Genomic DNA, 20,813 nt, shown 5'->3' with positions numbered 1-20,813 from the left:
CAAAAAGCTGCCAGTATGACTCAGCATCATCCCATGGACATCACTCTCACCACGGCGCGTTCTGCTGCAGTTGCAGCGGCGCGGTGCGGATGAGGAAGTAGCCGTGGAAGGGCAGCACGGATGCTGCTGGCGCAGGCGTGGTCTGTGGCAGCCAGGCGGGAGGCGTGGTGCTGCCGTCGAGGTAGTAGCCGGTGTAGCTGCTGGCACCGGTGGTGGTGTCGCCATCCCACAGGCGGAAGCGGTCGGCGCTTTCGGCGGTGAGGCCGGAGCTGAGACCGGTGACCGGGGCAGGGGAGATGACGGGCCAGCCGGGTGCAACGAGCTGAGTGCCTGCGACGAGCGGCGTGGCGTAGGTGCTCTGGCGTACTTCGCCAGTGAACATGATCACGGTGCCGCTGCCACGGATCTGCACCATGGCAGCTTCATGCGCGGCCACGGGGCGGGCGTTCATGCTGAGCACGCCGTTGAGCCAGGTTTCTCCGTCTTGGGTCAGCGTGGTGAAGTTGCTGGCGGCCGTGTCAAAGAAGAGCACGCGGTCGTCGCTGCTGAATGCGGCGGCTGGCAGCAGCCCGGCCAGAGTGTGGTGCAGGCGGATGGTAATGCGCGCGTTGGCAAGGCCGGCATACGATTGGCTGGTATTTTGCAGCACCACGGTGTTGCCGGAGCTGGCGGTGCTGTCGATGTCGAAACGCTGCCCGGCGAGCGTGCCGTCGAGCGCCTCAAGGTAGAGCGATCCGGCTGGCAGCGTGAGGATGGCAGGCAGCATGATCTCATTGCCGCTGGCGGAGACGGCTCTGCCGGTGAAGAAGGCGGCGTTGAGCAGCGGCATGCTGAAGGTGCGGGAGCCGGTGGCGAAGCTCTGTCGGCTCCAGCCCTGGATGGCGGAGGTCACAGTGGCTTCAGGCACGCCGTCGCGGTTTGCGTCCAGATCCACGTGCAGGCGGATGAAGCCGGTGTCGAGTCCGCTGAAGACGAGGAGTTTTTCCAGGTTTGCATACGCGCGGGTGAGCGTACCGTCGGCATTCAGCGTGGTGGTGGCGGCCATGGAGAGTTTTTTCCATGCGGAGGCGGTGCCGGCCTTGCTGAGGTCGGTCAGCGTTTCAAGGCTGATGCTCAGATCGTCATGCGTGCCGGTGGGCAGCGTGAGCAGTGCGGTGAGGCTGCCGGTGGCGGCGTCATGCGTGAGGGTGAAGCGGCTGGTCTGCAGGGGGTTGCCAGGATCGGTGCCGAGCGCGTATTCCATCAGGTTCGCCAGTCCGTCCTCGTCAGGATCGTCGGTGGCCTTGCCAATGTTGCTGTTCTGGCTCCAGAGAGCGAAGGTGGTGGCCCCTGGCAGCACGCTGGCGGTGAAGCCGCCGGTGACGATGTAGCGGCGGATGGCCTCGCTGGCGGCAAATCCGGTGCCCGCGGGAGCGACCACGCCGAGGTCGCGGGTGAGATCCACCCGTGCGTCCATGCTGTCATCGATGCTGCCTTCGGCGCCGGATTCAGCGCTGCCGGTCGGGCAGAAGCCAGGGCGCAGCGTGAAGAGGCTGGTGCTGGCGCCGTTCACCGCGGGATTGCTGTTGTATATGAGGTCCTGGCCCACGTCGTCATCTCCAGCAACGACGTTGGAAATGGGCAGCAGTCCTTCCAGCGGCGCACCTGTGGCGAACTGGGATGGCGGAATGTAGAGGAAGTAGGTGCCGGGGTTCAGGCTGTCGAGGAAATAGCGGCCTTTGCAGGAGCAGCCGGAGGTGCCCGCGCTAACAGGATCATCCACGCCCGGTGTGGCGCCCTGGGCATAGAGTTCCACGTAAATGCTGCCCAGGCTTTCACCTTCATTGCGGTGGCCGTCGCCATTGATGTCGAGGAAAATCATGTTGCCCACGCCCACGCTGGACCAGAGGCCGAAGTCCACGGTGAGATTGGTGTCAGGGTCTGAATCGCCATCGGCGGTGGATTCCGCGCCGCCGGAGAGCGTGACGACGGGGCTGTAGAGCGGCGTGCCGGAGCCGCCGGGCTGTGCGCCGTCGTTGTTGTTGTCAATGTCGTCATCGCTGGTGTCTGCCGTGCCGCCGGTGAAGAGGTAGTCCGCAGGAGGAGTCACCTTGATGTAGTATTTGCCGGCGGGCAGGAAGTTGAAGAGGTAGGCGCCCGTGGAGTCGGTGGTGAGGCTGCCGCCCACCTGCGTGTCCGCCGCTGTGCCGCTGCCGCCGATGGCATTGTCGCTGCCAGGGGTGAAGAGCTGCACGGTCGCGCCCGCCACGCCGGGTTCGCTGGTGTCCTTGAGGCCGTTGTTGTTGGAGTCTTCAAAGACAAGGTTGCCGATGGTGAGGGTATGCACCTGCAGTGTGACGTTGAAGGACTGCGCGCAGGAATTGGCATCGGTGACACGGATCGTCACAGGGAAGACGCCCTTGGCGGTCGGCGTGCCGTTGAGCACTCCGTTGGAGGCCAGCAGCACTCCGCTCGGCAGGTCGCCGCTCAGCAGGGCAAAGGTGTAAGCCGAAGTGCCTCCGGAGGCTGTGATCGCCTGTGTATATGCAGCGCCCAGGTAAGCGGGCGGCAGCGTGCCGTTCGGAGAAATGGCCAGCGTGGGGCAGACGGGGGTAAGCGTGTAATTCGCCGTGCCGGAACATCCGTCCGCAGCGGTGACTTTGATGGAGAAACTGGCCGTGGCGGAGCTTGGTGTGGTGCCGCTGATGGTGCCGCTGCTGCTCAGCGTCATGCCCGCAGGCAGGCTGCCGCTGGCAACGGTGAAGGTGTAAGGCGAGACGCCGCCTGCCGCCGTGATGACCTGCGTGTAGGCCGTGCCCACCGTCGGTGCCGTGAGTGTGGCCGGCGACTGCGTGATGACCGGGCAGATCTTGATGGAAAGCGAGGAGCTGCCGGTGCAGCCATTGGCGTCCGTGGTGCGGACGGTCACGTTCACGCCGGCGCCGTTGGCGGTGGTCGGTGTACCGCTGATCACACCGCTGCTGGGGTTCAGCGTGAGTCCTGCAGGGAGCGTGCCGCTGGTCACCGTCCACGAAGTGTAAGGCGCGATGCCTCCCACGCCGCTGAGCGTCTGCGAGTAGACGACGCCCACACCGCCTGTGATGAGTGTGGTCGGAGTGACCGTGATGGTGGGGCAGGCTGGCGTGACGGTGTAGCTGGTGCTGCCGGTGCAGCCGTTCGAGTCTGTGGCGCGGACGGTGAAGGTGGCGGCCAGAGTGCTGGTGGGCGTGCCGGAGATCACACCGGTGCTGCCGTTCAAGCTCAGGCCCGCAGGAAGGCTGCCGCTGCTGATCGCAAAGGTCACGGTGCCGATGCCGCTGGTAGAGTTGACAGTCTGCGAGTAGGCGCTGTTCACAGTGCCATTGCTCAGCGTGGCAGGGCCGACGGTGATGGTCTGGCAGGCAGGGGTCAGCGAGTAGCTGCGTGTGCCCGCGCAGCCATTGGCATCCGTGGCACTGATGGTGAAGTTTGTCACGGCCGTGCTGGTGGGAGTGCCGGAGATCACGCCGGAGCTGCTGTTGAGCGTCAATCCTGCCGGCAGCGTGCCGCTGGCCACCGCATACACGTAGGGCGTGGCGCCACCGGACGCGCTGATGGTTTGCGAGTAGCTGCTGCCTGCGGTGCTGGCGGCCAAGGTGCTGGGGCTGACGGAGACGACCGGGCAGATCTTCAGGGAGATCACTGCCGAGATGCTGCAGCCCCGCGCATCGGTGGTTCGCACGGTGAAGCTCACGCCCGCGCCATTGGAGGCCGTGGGTGTGCCGGAGATGACGCCCGACAAGCTGAGCGAGAGGCCCGCAGGCAGCGTGCCGCTGGTGACCGTCCACGCGCCATACGGCGCGGTGCCGCCATTGCCGCTCAGAGTTTGAGAGTAGGTGGAGCCCACCGTGCCAGAAGCCACCGTGAGAGGCGTGATGGTCATGGCAGGGCACACCGGCGTGATGGTGTAGCTCTGCGTGCCGCTGCAGCCGTTCGCATCCGTGGCCTTGAGGGTGAACGTGGCGCTGTTCGGGCTGTCCGGCATGCCGCTCAGGGTTCCTGAACTGCTCAGCGTGGCCCACGTAGGCAGTGCACCACCAGCCAAGGTGAAGGTGTAGGATCCGGTGCTGCCGGAGGCGATGAAGGTCTGCGAATAGGCGGTGCTCACCGTCGGCGTCGCGGGCGTGACCGGTGCCAGAGTGATGACCGGGCACACCTGCAGAGTGATGGCCTGCGTGCCCTGGCAGCCGTAGGTGTCCGTCACTCGGATGGAAACGCTCACGCCTGCGCCATTGGTGGCGGTGGGTGTGCCGCTGATGACACCCGTGTTCGCATTGAGCGAGAGCCCTGCTGGCAGCGTGCCGCTGGTGACGGTGAAGGCGCTGTAGGGCGCGGTGCCGCCGGATGGCGTGAGCGTCTGCGAATACAAGCTGCCCACCATGCTCTGTGCGGGCACCGACGGTGCGAGGCTGATCGTCGGGCAAACCGGTGTGAGCGTGTAGCTCAGCGTGCCTGCGCAGCCATTGGCATCCGTGGCCTTGACGGTGAAGGATGCGGCGGTGGTCGTCGTCGGTGTACCGCTCAGCACTCCGGCAGAGCTCAGCGTGGCCCACGCGGGCAGCGCGCCGCTGGCCAGCGTGAAGGTGTAGGGGGAGGTGCCATTGGCAGCCGCGAGCGACTGGGAGTAGGCCGTGCCCACCACCGGTGCAGGCAGTGTCGAAGGAGTGAGCGTGATGACCGGGCAGATCTGCACGGTGATGGAGCGGCTGCCCTGGCAGCCATTGGCATCATTCACACGGACGGTGATCGTGGTCGCGGGGCTGACCACGGCGGTCGGCGTGCCGCTGATCACGCCGGTGCTCGCATTGAGCGTGAGGCCTGCGGGCAGCGTGCCGCTGGTGAGCGTCCATGCGCTGTAGGGCGCTGTGCCGCCGCTGGCGGTAAGTGTCTGCGAATAGGCCGTGCCCACCGTGCCCTGCGCCAGCGCCGACTGCGTGATGGAGATGGTGGGGCAGACCGGTGCCACCGTGTAGCTCAGCGTGCCGGTGCAGCCGTTCGCATCCGTGGCTTTTACCGTGAACGTCGCGGAGGTGGTGGTCGTGGGTGTGCCGCTCAGCACACCCGAGGAGGAAAGCGTGGCCCATGCGGGCAGCGCGCCACCAGCCAGCGTGTAAGTGTAGGCCGCAGTGCTGCCGCTGGCGGTGATGCTCTGCGTGTAGGAAGTGCCGACCACCGGTGTGGGCAGCGTGGCTGGCGCGAGCGTGATGACCGGGCAGATGATGAGATTGATCGTGCGCGTGCCGCTGCAGCCGTTCGCATCCGTGGCACGGAAGGTCAGCGAGACGCCGCTGGCATTGCTGGTGGTGGGCGTGCCGCTGATGACACCGGTGCCTGCATTGAGCGTCAGGCCTGCCGGCAGCGTGCCGCTGCTCACGGCAAAGGTATAACCGGCGGTGCCACCGCTGGCGGTGAGAGTCTGCGAGTAGGCGGTGCCCACGAGGCCGCTGGGCAGAGTGGTCGGGTTCACCGTGATCGTTGGGCACACGGGCGTAACTGTGTAGCTGGTGCTGCCGGAGCAGCCATACGAGTCCGTGGCCACAATGCTGAAGGTGGCGCTGCTACTGCTCGTTGCCGTGCCGGAGATGACACCCGCGCTGCTCAGCGTGAGGCCTGCGGGGAGTGCTCCGCTGCCGATGCTGAAGGTGTAGGGCGCGAGGCCGCCGGTCGAGGTCACGGTCTGCGAATAAGCCGTGCCTACCGTCGGTGTGGCGAGTGTGGCCGGCGTGACGGCGATGGGCAGACAGGTGATGGTGACGAGGTAGTCCTCCACTTCGCCCGTGCCGCTGGCGCCGACGGAGGTCGGATTCTGCGTGCTCGTCAGGCGGAAGCGCGCGCCGCGCTGGCCGGGGACCGCACCCACGGGAACGATGAAGTTCACCGTCTGCGTCGCTCCATTGGTGCCGGTGGCGATGCTTGTGTTCGTGGCGATCTGCTCGCCCGCATCGGCGAAGGAGCCGTTGTTGTTGAAGTCGATCCACGCATTCAGGTAGCCTGCCGCGCCGCTGTTGTTTGTGACCACCACGGTGGCGCTGCCGGCGGTGCCGGGTGTCTGGCTTCCGAGGGTCACGCCGTCTTCGTCATCACTGCCGGTGATGTCATCGCCCGTCGCCGAGGGATTGAGCGTGGAGAGGTATTCCGTGTCCGCCAGCGCACCCATGCGCAGGTTGGAACTGGCGATGCTGGACGCGTCCGCCGCTCCGTTCCAGTCGCCGAAATCGGTCGTCGGCACGGCGATCGGGGTCACATAGTCTTCCACCTCGCCTGTGCCCGCGGTGCCGGTGACGCCTGGAGACGCCACGTCCGTAAGACGCACGCGCAGGCCGAGATTGGAGCCCGTCACCGAATTGGCCGGGATGGTGATGTTGACGTTCTGCGTGGCGCCGTTGGTGCCATTGGCAATGACCACGTTGGTGGCGATCTGCTCGCCCGAGTCCGTGAGCACGCCATTGTTGTTGTAGTCGATCCAGATGTTCAGGTAGGCGCTCGCTCCGCTGGTGTTGGTGACCACCACCGGGATCGTTGCAGGGGCGCCGGCCGTCAGTGAGGGCAGCGTCACCCCGTCTTCATCATCCACGCCGGTGATGTCATCGCCCGTGGCTCCGACGTTGCGGGTGGAGACATACTCGGTGTCCACCAGCGCGCCGAGGCGCAGCGTGGCCGAGGCGTTGGAGGCTGCATCGGCCAGACCGCTCCAGTCACCGTAATCCAGCGGAGGTTTGGCGATGTTGACGAGGTAATCCTCCACTTCACCGAGGCCCGCGGCACCCGTGGAGCCAGGGGAGGAAACAGAGGTCAGGCGCACGCGCACGGCCAGGTTGGTTCCGGTCAACGCGGTCGCAGGCACGGTGATGTTGAGGTTTTGCGTGCCGCTGGTGGTGCCGGTGGGAATGCTGACATTCGTGGCGATCTGCTCTCCTGCATCCGTGAGCACCGCATTGTTGTTGTAGTCGATCCACACGTTCAGGAAAGCTGCCGCGCCGGTGTTGTTTGTCACGACGACAGGGATGGTGGCCGGAGCGCCCGCGGTCAGCGTCGGCAGCGTCACGCCGTCTTCGTCAGCCTGGCCGGTGATGTCGTCACCCGTGGCTGTGAGGTTCGTGGTGGCCACGTATTCCACGTCCGTCAGCAGGCCGAGGCGCAGGTTGGTGTTGGCCGTGCTGCTCGCGCTCGCCAGTGCGGAGTTGTCGCCAAAATCCGTGGTCGGCAGAGCGATCGTCACCGTGTAGTCTTCCACCTCGCCCAGGCTGGCAAGCGCACCGCTGGCTCCGGGGGAGCTGACTGCGGTGAGGCGGAAGCGCACGCCCAGCGCCGTGCCTGTAACCGCGTCCGCAGGCACGGTGATGCTCGGGTTAATCGTCACTCCATTGCTGCCGGTGGCAACACTGAGATTGGTGATGATCTGCTCTCCGGCATCTGTGGGCACGCCGTTGTTGTTAAAGTCGATCCACGCATTGAGGAAAGCGGCCGAGCCGGTGGTGTTGGTCACCACGACGGGGATCGTCAAAGTCTGTCCGGCGGTCATGGCGGGGAGCACCACGCCGTCTTCGTCCGCCTGGCCGGTGATGTCATCGCCCGTGGCGGTGGCATTCAAAGTGCCGGCGTATTCTGTATCTATTAAGGCACCCAGGCGCAGTCCGTTGCCTGCGGCATTGCTGGCGCTGGAGAAGCCGCTGAAGTCCCCAAAGTCAGTCGTGGGGGAGGCGATGTTGACCAGGTAGTCCTCCACTTCGCCGTTCCCGCTCAGGCCCGTGGAGCCAGGGGTGCTGGTGGAGGTCAGGCGCACGCGCACGCCGAGATTGGTCCCCACCGTTGCAGTGGCCGGAACGGTGATGTTCAGGTTTTGCACCACGTTGTTCGTGCCGTTGGCAATGACGATGTTGCTGGCGATCTGCTCGCCCGCATCGGTGAGCACGCCGTTGTTGTTGTAGTCGATCCAGGCGTTGAGGAAGGCGGTGGCGCCGCTGCTGTTTGTCACCGTCACCGGGATGGTGGCCGGACCTCCCGCGGTCATGGAAGGCAGCGTCACGCCGTCTTCATCGTCCGTGCCGGTGATGTCGTCTCCCGTGGCGGTGATGTTGGTGGTCTGCGCGTATTCGGTGTCTGTCAGCGCGCCGATTTTCAGCGTGCTGATCTGGGTGCTGCTGGCGCTGCCAAAGCCCGAGAAGTCGCCGAAATCCGTCGTCGGCGCGGCAATGTTCACCACATAGTCTTCCACTTCACCGGCCAGACCGTTGGCTCCGGTCGGACCGAGACCGCTGGGGGCGGAAAGGCGGAAGCGCAGGCCGACATTGGTGCCCGTCACGGCATTCGCAGGCACGGCGACGGCGAGGCTGGTCACGCCATTCGTGGTGCCGGTGGCGATGTTGAGATTAGTGGCGATCTGCTCGCCGCCGTCCGTGAGCACGCCGTTGTTGTTGAAATCGATCCACGCATTGAGGTAGCCGATCGCTCCGGTGGTGTTGGTGATGGTGACGGGGATCGTGACCCTCTGGCCCGCGATCATCGAAGGCACCGCCACACCGTCTTCATCGTCCGTGCCGGTGATGTCATCGCCTGTGGCGGTGGCATTGCGCGTGGAGGCATACTCCGCGTCGATCAGCGCGCCGATGTGCAGGGCGGGGTTCGCCCCCTGGGAGGCGTCCGCAAAGCCGCTGAAGTCGCCGAAGTCCGTCGTCGGCGCGGAGATGTTGACGATGTAATCCTCCACTTCGCCATTGCCCGCTGCGCCGGTGGAGAGCGCTCCGCTGGTGCTGGTGAGGCGGAAACGTGCTCCCAGATTCACTCCGGTCAAAGCGGTGGCCGGAATGGTGATGTTCAGGTTTTGAGCGGCGTTGCTGGTGCCCGTGGCGATGGACACGTTCGTGGCGATCTGCTCGCCCACATCGGTGAGCACGCCGTTGTTGTTGTAGTCGATCCACGCATTGAGGTACACGGCCGAACCGCTTGTATTCGTCGACAGCACCGGAATGGTCACCGGCGCGCCCGCCGTCAGAGTCGGGAAGGTCACCGCATCTTCGTCAGCCTGGCCGGTGATGTCATCGCCCGTGGCCGTGGCGTTCGTGGTCTGCACATATTCGGTGTCGGTCAGCGGACCGAGTTTGATCGTGCTCACCTGGATGCTGCTGGCGCTGCCAAAGCTGGCGAAGTCGCCGAAATCGGTCGTCGCCGGTGCAATGTTGACGACATAATCTTCCACTTCACCCACGCCGCCGGATCCCGTGGAGCCCGGAGAAATGTCCGTGCTGATGCGGAAGCGCGCGCCCACATTGGTGCCCGTCTGCGCCGCCGCCGGGACGGTGATGTTCAGGTTTTGCGTGATGTTGCTGGTGCCGGTGACGATGGACACGTTGCTTGCGATTTGCTCGCCGGAGTCGGTGAAGACGCCGTTGTTGTTGTAGTCGATCCATGCGTTCAGGTAGCCGACGCTGCCGGAGTTGTTCGTCACCACCACCGGGATCGTGGCTGGTGCACCCGCCATCAGGGAGGGCAGCGTCACGCCGTCTTCGTCATCACTGCCCACGACGTCGTCACCAGTGGCGGTGGCATTGCGTGTGGAGCTGTATTCGGTGTCCACAAGCGCGCCGAGGCGCAGATTGGTGCTGGCGGTGTTGGACACGTCCGGTGCGCCGCTGAAGTCGCCAAAGTCCGTCAGCGGTGCCAGGATCACGATGGTGTGGTCTTCCACTTCGCCGATGCCTGCCCCGCCGGTGGGGCCGGGCGATGCGACGCTGGTCAGGCGCAGACGTGTGCCCAGCGCCGTGGCGGCCGTCACGGCGTTCGTCGGCACGGTGAAGTTCACCACCTGGCTGCCGCCGTCGGTTCCATCGGCAATCAGGATGTCGCTGGCGATCTGCTCGCCCGCATCGGTGAGAACGCCGTTGTTGTTGAAGTCGATCCACGCATTCAGATATGCCGGAGCCCCGCTGGTGTTGGTCACACTGACAGACACAGATCCCGGCTGGCCCGCTGTCATGGACGGGAAGACCACGCTGTCCTCGTCATCGCTGCCGGTGGTGTCATCGCCTGTCGCGGTGGCGTTTCTGGTGGCGCTGCCTTCCGCATCCACCACGTCACCAAGCACCAGGTTGCTGTTCGCGGTGCTGAAGGCGTCTGCAAACCCCGAATAGTCCCCGAAGTCCGTGGTCGGCACCACGATCGTTGTGAGGTAGTCCTCCACCTCGCCGTTGCCGCTCATGCCGGTCGGGCCGGGGGAGCTAGTGCTTGTCAGGCGCACGCGCACACCGGCCGTGCCGAGGCTCGCGCCGACCGGGGCGGTGAAATTGATCACCTGTGCTGCATTGGAGGTGCCGGTGGTGATGCTCGTGTTTACTGCAACCTGCTCGCCTGAGTCTGTAAGCACACCATTGCGGTTGAAGTCGATCCACGCATTCAGGTAGGCCGCGCTGCCCGAGGTGTTGGTGACCCTCGCCGTCAGGCTGCTGGCAGCTCCCTGGGCGATGTTTATCGGCACGGTCACGCCGTCTTCATCGGCAGAACCATCCAGATCATCGCCGGTGGCAGTGGCGTCCATGACGCTGTTGCCTTCCGCATCCACAAGCAGGCCCAGTTTCAGCGTGTTGTTGGACTTGCTGCTGGCGCTGCCAAAGCTCGCGTAGTCGCCAAAGTCCGACGTGGCCACGATGGACGTGACGTAGTCCTCCACTTCACCATTGCCGCTCGTTCCGGTGGAGCCCGGGCTGCTCGTGGACGTCAGCCGCACGCGCACGCCCACCGTGCCCACTTTCACCGTCGCCGGCACAGTGAAGCTGACTGTTTTGTTGGAGTTGGAAGTGCCGGTGGCGATCACCGTGTTGATGGCCACCTGTTCGCCGGAGTCCGTCAGCACGCCGTTGCCGTTGTAGTCGATCCATGCGTTGAGATAGGCGCTGGCTCCGGACGTGTTGGTCACGTTTACCGTCATGGAGCTTGCCACGTTCTGGGTGATGGTTGCGGGCACGGTCACACCGTCTTCGTCATCGCTGCCGGTGATGTCATCCCCGGTTGCCGCCGTGTTGGTCGTGGGCTGTCCTTCCACATCCGTGAGCAAACCAAGCTTGAGTGTGGAGTTCATGGTGCTGCCTGCCGAGCCGAAGGCGCTGTTGTCGCCAAAGTCGATGGTCGGTGCCGCGATGGTCACGATGTAATCTTCAATTTCTCCCAGGCCGCCCGTGCCGGTGGATCCTGGAGAAGCCGTGCCCGTCAGACGTACACGCACGCCGCGTGATGCGCCCACAGAGGCTCCCACGGGAGTGGTGAAGGTGACATTCATCGTGGCTGCGCTGGTGCCAGCCGCGACTGGAGTGTCGATGGCAATCTGCTCGCCGGAGTCCGTCAGCACGCCGTTGTTGTTGAAGTCGATCCACGCATTCAAGTAGGCCGTGGTGCTGCCGCTGTTGGTCACCACGACTGGAATCGTCACCGTTGCCCCTGCGGTGATGGAGCCGGGCACGGTCACGCCGTCTTCGTCATCGCTGCCGGTGATGTCATCTCCCGTGGCGCTGGCATTGCTGGTGCCGGTGACTTCCATGTCAATCAGCGAGCCGATTTTCAAGGTGCCGTTGCTCGTGTTGCTGGCGGTGGCAAAACCGCTGAAGTCGCCGAAGTCCGTGTTCGGCGCCGGGGTCATCGTGTAGCTGACGGAGCCCGCGCATCCATTCGCATCCGTGGCGGAGATCGTGAAGCTGGCGGCAGTAGGCGTCGTGGGCGTGCCGGAGATGACGCCGGAGGCGGTGTTAAGGCTCAATCCGCCAGGCAGACTTCCGGAGGTGATGGCGTACAAGTAGGCTGCCGCACCGCCGCTGGCGGAGACTGTCTGCGTGTAGGCTGTGCCTACCGTGCTGGCCGCAAATGTGGACGGCGAGAGCGTCACCACCGGGCAGATTTGCAGCGTCATGGAGCGCGTGCCCTGGCAGCCGTTTGCATCATTCACTCGCACTGTGATCGTTGTCGCCGGCGAGGCCTGTGCCGTGGGCGTTCCGCTGATGACGCCTGTGCTGGCATTCAGCGTCAGTCCCGTTGGCAGGGTTCCGCTGGTGAGCGTCCAGGCACTGTAAGGTGAGATCCCGCCGCTGGCGGAAAGCGTCTGCGAGTAGGTTGTGCCCATCGTGCCCTGCGGCAGCGAGGTTTGTGTGATGGTGATGGAAGGACACACCGGATTGAGCGTGTAGCTGATCGTGCCGGTGCAGCCATTCGCATCCGTTGACCTGATAGTGAAGGTCGCGGCGGTGGTGCTGTTCGGTGTGCCGCTTAGCACGCCGCCGGAGCTCAGCGTGGCCCACGTCGGCAGTGCTCCGCTCGCCAGCGTGTAGGTGTAGGCTGAAGTGCCGCCGCTGGAGGTCAGCGTCTGCGAGTAGGCGGTGCCGACGGTCGGAGTTGGCAGCGTGGCAGGAGCGAGGTTGATGACCGGGCAGATTTGCAGCGCTACCACCTGCGAGCCCTGGCAGCCATTGGCATCCGTGGCGCGAATGGTCAGGTTCACACCCAGGCCGTTGGCCGTCGTTGGCGTTCCGGAGATCACACCCGTGCTAGCACTGAGCGTCAGGCCCGCAGGCATGGTTCCACTTGTCAGCGCAAAGGTGTATGGGGCGATGCCGCCGCTGCTGGAGATCGTCTGCGAGTAGGCCGTGCCCACAATGCCATCGGGCAGCGTGGCAGGCGTGACCGTCACCGTCGGACACACGGGCGTCACCGTATAGCTGCGTGTGACCGCACAGCCGTTGGCATCGGTGGACTGGACTGTGAAGGTGGCAGCAGTTGTGCTCGTCGGCGTGCCGCTCAGCACACCGCTGGAGCTTAGCGTGGCCCAGCCGGGCAGTGCTCCGCTGGAAACCGTGTATGTGTAGGCGGATGCACCACCGCTGGAGCTGAGGGTTTGCGAGTAGGCTGTGCCCACCGTCGGCGTCGGCAGCGTGGCAGGGGAGAGCGTCACCACCGGGCAGATTTGCAGTGCGTAAGTTTTGGTGCCGGAGCAGTTGAAGCTGTCTGTGGCGCTGACGGTGATGCTCGTGCCCACGCCGTTGCTGGTTGTGGGCGTGCCGCTGATGATGCCCGTGCTGGCATTGAGAGAGAGGCCTGCGGGCAGTGTGCCGCTGCTCAGGGCGTAGGTGTAGGAGGATGAGCCGCCGCTGGCGCTGATGGTTTGCGAATAGGCACTGCCTACCACGCCTACCGGCAAAGTGGCGGGAGCCAGATTGATGACCGGGCAGCTGATGGCAAAGGTGACCGCCAGTGTGCCTGCACAGCCATTGGCATCTGTGGCGCGCAGGGTTACGTTGCTGCTGATTTGCGTGGTGGGCGTTCCGCTGACCACACCGGTGCTGGCATTGAGCGTGAGGCCCCCGGGCAGCGTGCCGCTGGCCAGAGTGTAGGTGTAGGCGGTGGTGCCGCCGCTGGCGGTGAAGGTCTGCGTGTATGCCGTACCCACCGTGCCGGTGGCCGGTGTGGCGGGGGAGAGCGTGACGACCGGGCAAATCTGCAGCGTGATGGATTTGGAACCCTGGCAGCCGTAGGCGTCATTCACACGCACGGTCAGTGTCGTCGCGGGAGAGGCGGTGGCGGTGGGAGTGCCGGAGATGACACCCGTGCTGGCATTGAGCGTGAGGCCTGCGGGCAAAGTGCCGCTGGTAAGCGTCCAGGTGCCATAGGGGGCTGTGCCGCCTATGGCGCTGAGGGTCGTCGAGTAGGCCGTGCCCACGGTCCCCTGAGGCAGGGCTGACTGGCCGATGCTGATGGTGGGGCAGACAGGCGTCACGGTATAGCTCACCGTGGTGGCGCAGCCGTTGGCATCGGTGGCTTTGACGGTAAAGGTCGCCGCTATGGTGTTGTTGGGCGTGCCGCTGAGCACACCTGCGGAGGTCAGAGTGGCCCAGGTGGGCAGCGTCCCGCTGAAGACGGTGTAAGTATACGGGGCCGTGCCGCCGCTGGCAGTCATGGCCTGCGAGTAGGCCGTGCCAACAGACGGCGTGGGCAGCGTGGCCGGGGAGAGCGTGACCGCCGGGCAGACTTGCAGCGTGACGGACTTGGTGCCCTGGCAGTTGTAGGTGTCCTTCACGCTCAAGGTAAGCGTGGTCGCCGGAGAGGCTGAAGCCGTGGGCGTACCGGAGATGACTCCCGTGCTGGCATTGAGGGAGAGACCCGCTGGCAGAGTGCCCGTGGTCACGGCCCACGTGCCATACGGCGCAGTGCCGCCTGTGGCGGAAAGCGTCTGCGAGTAGGCCGTGCCCACCGTGCCCTGTGGCAGCGAAGACTGGCCGATCGTGACGGCAGGGCACACCGGAGTCACGGTATAGCTCTGAGTGCCGGCGCAGCCATTGACGTCCGTGGCCTGAATGGTGAACGTGCTGGCGCTGGCGCTGCTGGGCGTGCCGCTGAGCACACCAGCGGAGCTGAGAGTGGTCCCGGCAGGCAGAGTGCCGCTGGACACTGTGTAGGCATAAGGTGCCGTGCCACCGGTGGCGGAAATCGTGGCGCTGAGGGCGGTGCCCACGCTGGCGGCAGGGAGTGTCGCTGGGGAAACGGTTACCGGCAGGCACGATATCGTCGTGATGTAGTCTTCTACTTCCCCGATCCCGCTGTTGCCAGTGGAGCCGGGGCTGCTGGTGGATGTCAGGCGCACACGCACACCCGCAGTGCCGAGGCTGGCCGTCGTAGGCACGGTGAAGGTCACCGTCTGGGCGGAGCCAGAAGTTCCTGTGGCCACGGCGGTGTTGGTCGCAATCTGTTCGCCAGAGTCAGTGAGCACACCATTGCGGTTGTAGTCGATCCAGGCATTGAGATAAGCCGTGGCTCCGGAGGTGTTGGTGACGTTGATGCTGAGGGTGCCCGTGGCTCCCCGCAGCATGGTGGCGGGAACGGTGACTCCTTCTTCGTCATCCACTCCGCTGAGGTCGTCACCGGTCGCGTTGCTGTCCTCCAGCAGAACGCTTTCGGAATCGATCACTGAACCAATCGTCAACGCACTGCTCACAACGCTGCCTGCGGCCAGGAAGCCTGAGTAGTCGCCGAGGTCGAACGGGGCACCGTTGTCAAAGGCGGAGCCGTTGATCAGGGAACCGCCTGTGAGAGTGACATCCCTCGCATAGACGGAACCGGTGACAATGGAGCCGCCGGTGAGAGTGGTGGCTGTGCCCGACTGCACCGCAAGAAAAGTGCCGGAATAAGCCGCGGATCCGCCAGTGAGGTTCAAGGCTTTGGCTCCTGGAAGAAGATTGACGATAACATGCTGGGGTTTCACACCTCCGGATAAGATCATGCCACTGCTGCCTGTGAAGGTGAACTCAGAGGCCACATTGATGAAGAAATAATCGTTCGCCCCACCTTGCAGCGTCAGCATGCTGCCACCGGAGAGCTTGAGGCTCGTCATGCTGATGACATTGTGAGTTCCACTGGACGTGATGGTAAAGGAGTTGCTCATGGCCCCGAACGTTTGGGTGCTCGCCATGGCGGCCACATTCGTGGAAAGGTTGTAGGCCTGCGTGCGCTGGATGCTCAGATCTGTGAGCACAGGAGAAATAGTGCTGCCACCGGTGCCGGGGAGGGTGTCCGCATTGCCAAAAGTGCCTGTCTGCGGCGGGTGAATCATGACAAAATTGGCCAGACCCCCATCGGATATGTTCAGCGTGACCCCTGAAGCGATGCCCGTGCCGCCATACACACCGCTGGCTGAATTGGACATGGAGAAAGTTCCGTCCGTGACGAACAGGCCAAACTGACCGATGTCTGGGTCATAAAGGTTGGCATAGCCCTTGATGGTGAGAATGCTGTCCTCCACTTCGCCGTTGCCCACGGTTCCTGTCGGGCCCGGACTGCTGATGGACGTAAGGCGCACGCGTACTCCCACCGTGCCAGGCAGTGCAGAACTCGGAACGGTGAAGGTGATGTTGCGGCTGGCGCCATTGGTGCCGTTGGCGATGATGGTGTTGCTCGCCACCTGTTCTCCGGAGTCGGTGAGCACGCCGTTTCCATTGAAGTCCACCCAGGCGTTCAGGAAGGCCGTGGAGCCGCTGGTGTTGGTCACGTTCACCGTCAGCGTGGCAGAGGCACCCTGATAAAAAGCAGTTGGCAGTATAACGCCGTCTTCGTCATCCACACCCGTGATATCGTCCCCCGTCGCCGTGGCGTTGTTGTTGGCGGAGTATTCGGAGTCAATCAGCGATCCCAGATAAAGAGTGGACACCAGCGCGCTGCCAGCGGAGCCAAAGGCGGCATTGTCTCCAAAGTCCACCGCGGTGAGCAGGCCGAAGTCGATGGTGTTTTCAATGTTGCCGCCGCCGGTGGAGAGATTCCCCGGTTCGGCCCCTTGCGTCAGCGTGATGATCGGACTGTAAACCGCCGTGGCGCGTCCACCCGGCTGCGATCCGTTGTTGTCGCCATCCACACCATTGTCTGCTGCCACGGTGCTGCTGACCACGGAGTAGAGCGTGCTGGGCGTCACGGTGACGAAGTATTTTCCTGCGGTCAGGCCTACAAAACTGTAGTTGCCGGTCGCGTCCGTGGAGGTCGTGGCGGCCAGCGTGTCCGCCGCAGAGCCGGTACCGCCGATGGCGTTGTCCGTGCCGGGTTTCCAAAGCTGCACCGTGACGCTGCCGATGCCGCTTTCCCCCACGTCCTGCAGCCCGTTGTTGTTGACGTCGTTCCACACGGTGTCTCCGATGGACAGTGTCTGGGAGAGGCCAAAGGTGGCGTTCACAACTCCAACGGAGCCGACCGTGACGGCGAGGCTGCCATCGATGGTGCCGTCACTGCCCGCACCGGAGCCGAGGAATTCACCCGCATTCAGCCAGCCGTTGGGAACAGCAGCCGCTGGAGCGGTGGAACCGAGGCTGCCGTAGGAAGTGCTGAGCACCACGCGGTAGGACGTGTTGGCCGAGGCCCCGCCGAGGATGAAGGTACCATCGCTCTTGACCGGGAAGGAATCCACCAGATTGCCGGAGCCATCCACCAGCATGGCATACAGGGTGCCGCTGGCATTGGTTCCGGTGCCGCTGATGATGCCATCGGTGAGGCCGTTCACATCATAGTACACGATGCCCTTCACGCCGAGGGAGGTCACCGAGGAAGAAATGCCTTCCGAAAGGTCCGTGTAGGAGGCCGTGGGCAGCGGACCTACCTTGACTGCGGACGGTGAAGACGTGTCATATCTGTCGATGCGGTAGATGTTCGTGCCCGTTGAGCCGAGGCCATAGAGACGGGACACACCACCCACACCGGCGATCTGCATGGAGCTGTTGCTGGAGTAAGGGATCTGCGCGTCCACATTCGCCGTCGTGGCCGCCGGGCCGGAGGCGTTCATGCCGTCATCAAGGAACTGATTGAAAAGCGTGTTTGCGCTGTTGATCACGGTGGAGGTGACCAGCAGGCCGTCCTGCGGCCGAATGACGAAGTCGCCGCCGTTGAAGGTCTGGCTCAGGTGGAAGAAGTTGGTGTAGTCGTTGTAGGCAGGAGTGCTCAGGCCAGTGCCGGTGGCGTTCAGGTGCCACACGGCCACGTTGTTGTTGAGCTGGCCGCCGGCGTAGTATTCTCCATTGTAGAATGCGGCACGTGGGAAAGCTCCCGAGCTTGCCGATGCCGACGAAGGAGTCCCGCTGTTGAAAGTGATGTTGGACAATGCCGAGCCGGTCACAAGCTGGTAGCTCCACGTTTTGCTCACATTGTCGTAGGCCGCGGTGTAAAGGTTGGCATTGTACCCGCTGCCGCCGGATGCGGTGGAAGTGGCCAGCCAGTAGAAGCGGCGGTTGAGCCAGTCGAGCGCCAGGCCGTTCATCATCGCATCCGTCGAGCTTGTGCTGAAGCCCGGGGAGGCCGTGTTGAGGTCGAGGATGCCCGGTGTCACCGAAACGGTGGGCGAAGCGGAGTTGGGATTGTACACCGAAATTTCGTCCAGGTAGAAGTGGCCGCTCACATTCCGGATGGTGTAGAAGTAGTCGCGGAAGTTGGACGAGGGCGCGACGATGGACGTGGTATAATCTTCCACTTCACCATACCCGCTGGCACCTGTGGGGCCGGGGGAGGCGACGGAGGTCAGGCGGAAACGGGCGCCCGCGGTGCCAATGGTGGCGGTGCTCGGCACATCGAAGTAGAAGGTCTGAAAGTCCCCGGAGGTGCCGTCGTCCACCACGGAGTCGGTGATCACCTGCTCGGTGGAGTCGAGGGTGCCGTTGCTGTTGAAGTCCACCCAGCCATTGAGGTAGGCCGGAGCGCCGGAGGTGTTGTTAAGCTTGACGGTGACCGCCACGCCGGCCTGGCCCTGCACCAGAATGGCCTGCAGCGTCACCCCGTCTTCATCGTTCACGTTGGTGATGTCGTCACCCGTGGCCGCGAGATTGGTCACCGGAGTGATTTCATTGTCTTCCAAGTCTCCAAGTCCCAGTGCGGCGGAGTTGTAGCTGCTGGCGTCCGCGAAGCGGGAGAAGTCCCCGTGGTCAGAGGCGGGGACGATGTTTAGCGCGTAGTCTTCCACTTCACCCGTGCCTGAAATGCCAGTGGCTCCCGGCGTGGCGGTGGAGCTCAGCCTGAAACGCACGCCAACCGGTCCTGTGGCTGCGGAGCCTGGCACCGTGAACGTGTACGTGCGCGTGGCGCCGCTGGTGCCGGTGGCCACCACATCATTGGTCACGATCTGATCGCCCGCGTCCGTGAGCAGGCCGTTGTTGTTAAAGTCGATCCATCCATTGAGGTATCCGTCTGCACCGGTGGTGTTGGTGACGGTTACGGACACGCTCGCGCCCGACTGCCCTTGAATGACGGAGGCGGGCAGGGTCACACCGTCTTCGTCGTCGCTGCCATTGGTGTCGTCACCGGTTGCCGCGCTGTTGCCCAGAGTGGGGCCTTCCGTGTCCACCAAGGCGCCCATGCGCAGCGTGGTGGAGGCCGTGCTGCCCGCGAGGTCCAGACCTGAATCATCCCCGAAGTCCGTGGGCGGTAATACCGTGATGACATTGTCCTCCACTTCACCGTTGCCACTGGCCCCGGTGCTTCCCGGAGAGCTTGTGGAGGTCAGTCTCACGCGCACTCCCGTGGTGCCTACCGTGGCACCGGCAGGTACCGTGAAAGTGATGGCCACATTGCCCCCGGTGGTGCCGGTGTTCACGGCGGTGTTCGTGGCGATCTGCTCGCCGGAGTCCGTCAGCACACCATTCTTGTTGTAGTCGATCCAGGCGTTCAGGTAGGCCGTGAGGCCGGTGTTGTTGGTGACGTTGACGGTGATGGTGGCGGAAGTACTTTGCTCCAGGTAGGCTGGCAGGGTTACTCCGTCTTCATCATCCAGTCCCGTAATGTCATCACCGGTGGCCGTGGCATTCGTCGTGGCGCTGGATTCTGCGTCAAAGATGGCGCCCAGTTTAAGGTTGGAGTTGTACGTGCTGCTGACGCTGCCGAAGCTTGAGTAGTCTCCGAAATCCGTGCTGGCCGGGGTGAAACTGTAGCTGCGGATGCCCAGGCAGCCGTTCGCATCGGCCGCATTCACTGTAAAGGTGGCCGCTGCGGTGCTGGTGGGAGTGCCGGAGATGACGCCTGTGCTGGAGTTCAGCGTCATTCCGGAGGGCAGGCTGCCAGTGGCGATGCTGTAGCTGTACACGCCGGCGCCGCCGGAAGCGGACACGGTCTGATTGTAAGGAGAGCCCAGCCCGGGCGCGGGCAGCGTGGCCGGACTCATGCTGATGACCGGGCACACTTGAACGGTGTAGGTGAGGGACCCCTGGCAGTTGCGTGCATCCGTGGCCGTGATCGTGACGCTGGTTCCCGAGCCGTTGCTGGTGGTGGGCGTGCCGCTGATCACACCGGCGCTGCTCAGCGAAAGTCCCGCCGGCAACGTGCCGGACGTCACCGCATAAGTGTAGGGAGTGGTCCCTCCTGAAGCCGTGATTGTCTGGCTGAAGGCGCTGCTCACGTAGGAGTCTGGAATGCCGGCGGCGGAGGGGCTGAAGCTCAGGGTGGGGCACACCGGGGTAACCGTGTAGGACTGAGATCCTGCGCAGCTGTTCGCGCCCGTGGCGGTGACCGTGAACGTCGTCGAGTTGGTGCTCGTGGGCGTTCCGGACAGCACCCCCGCCGTGCTCAGAGAGAGACCCGCCGGCAGCGAGCCTGAAGTGACGGCATACGAAAACGTGGTGCTTGAACCCGAAGCCGTTAGCGTTTGCGAATACGACCCGCCCACGGTCGGGGTCGTCAGTGTAGTCGGGCTGAAAGTCACGGTGGGGCAGGCCAGCGTCATCACGTTGTCTTCCACCTCGCCGTTTCCTATCAGACCCGTGGAGCCCGGTGTGCTGGTGGAGGTGAGGCGGACACGCACGCCGGCTGTGCCAACAGTGGCTGTCGCAGGCACCGTGAAGTTCACCGTTTTATTGGAGCCGGAAGTCCCCGTGGCGATGATGGTGTTGCTGGCCACCTGCTCACCACTGTCAGTCAGCACGCCATTGCGGTTGAAATCGATCCACACATTGAGGTACACCGACGCACCGCTCGTGTTGGTCACGTTCACCGTCATGGAACTGGATGCTCCCAAGGCCACGCTGCTCGGCAGAGTCACGCCGTCTTCGTCGTCAGTGCCGGTGACGTCGTCCCCGGTGGCCGTGGTGTTGGCCGTGATGGCGGTTTCGCTGTCCGTGGTGGCGCCGATTTTGATCGTGCTCACCGTCGTGCTGCTGGCGCTGGCGAACACAGAGTAGTCACTGAAATCAGTCGCCGCATGGGCCGCCATGGCCCCGCCAAACAGAACGCAGCACATGGAAACGATGAAACGCGCCGCTTTCAGGCGGCACGTCAGGCTCGTTGGACGTGATGCGTTTTCCCTCATGGGG

1 protein-coding gene is annotated in these 20,813 nt (G+C 64.2%); it reads right to left on the bottom strand.

Annotation, left to right across the window (positions count from 1 at the left end):
* Positions 1-46 precede the first annotated feature (46 nt).
* The gene (locus ACILSO_RS17945; RefSeq protein ID WP_395738819.1) at positions 47-20,809 is read right to left on the bottom strand and encodes a beta strand repeat-containing protein; all 20,763 of its coding nucleotides are present in this window, start codon (positions 20,807-20,809) and stop codon (positions 47-49) included.
* Positions 20,810-20,813: the final 4 nt, after the last annotated feature.

The organism is Prosthecobacter sp. (assembly GCF_044226605.1).
Classification (GTDB): domain Bacteria; phylum Verrucomicrobiota; class Verrucomicrobiia; order Verrucomicrobiales; family Verrucomicrobiaceae; genus Prosthecobacter.
Note: the sequence above shows the minus strand (reverse complement) of the source record. Positions and strands in the feature narration are given on the sequence as shown.

What these genes read in the sequence shown, in the direction of transcription:
- ACILSO_RS17945 (WP_395738819.1), bottom strand. Translation starts at nt 20,809, where the DNA reads ATGAGGGAAAACGCATCACGTCCAACGAGCCTGACGTGCCGCCTGAAA.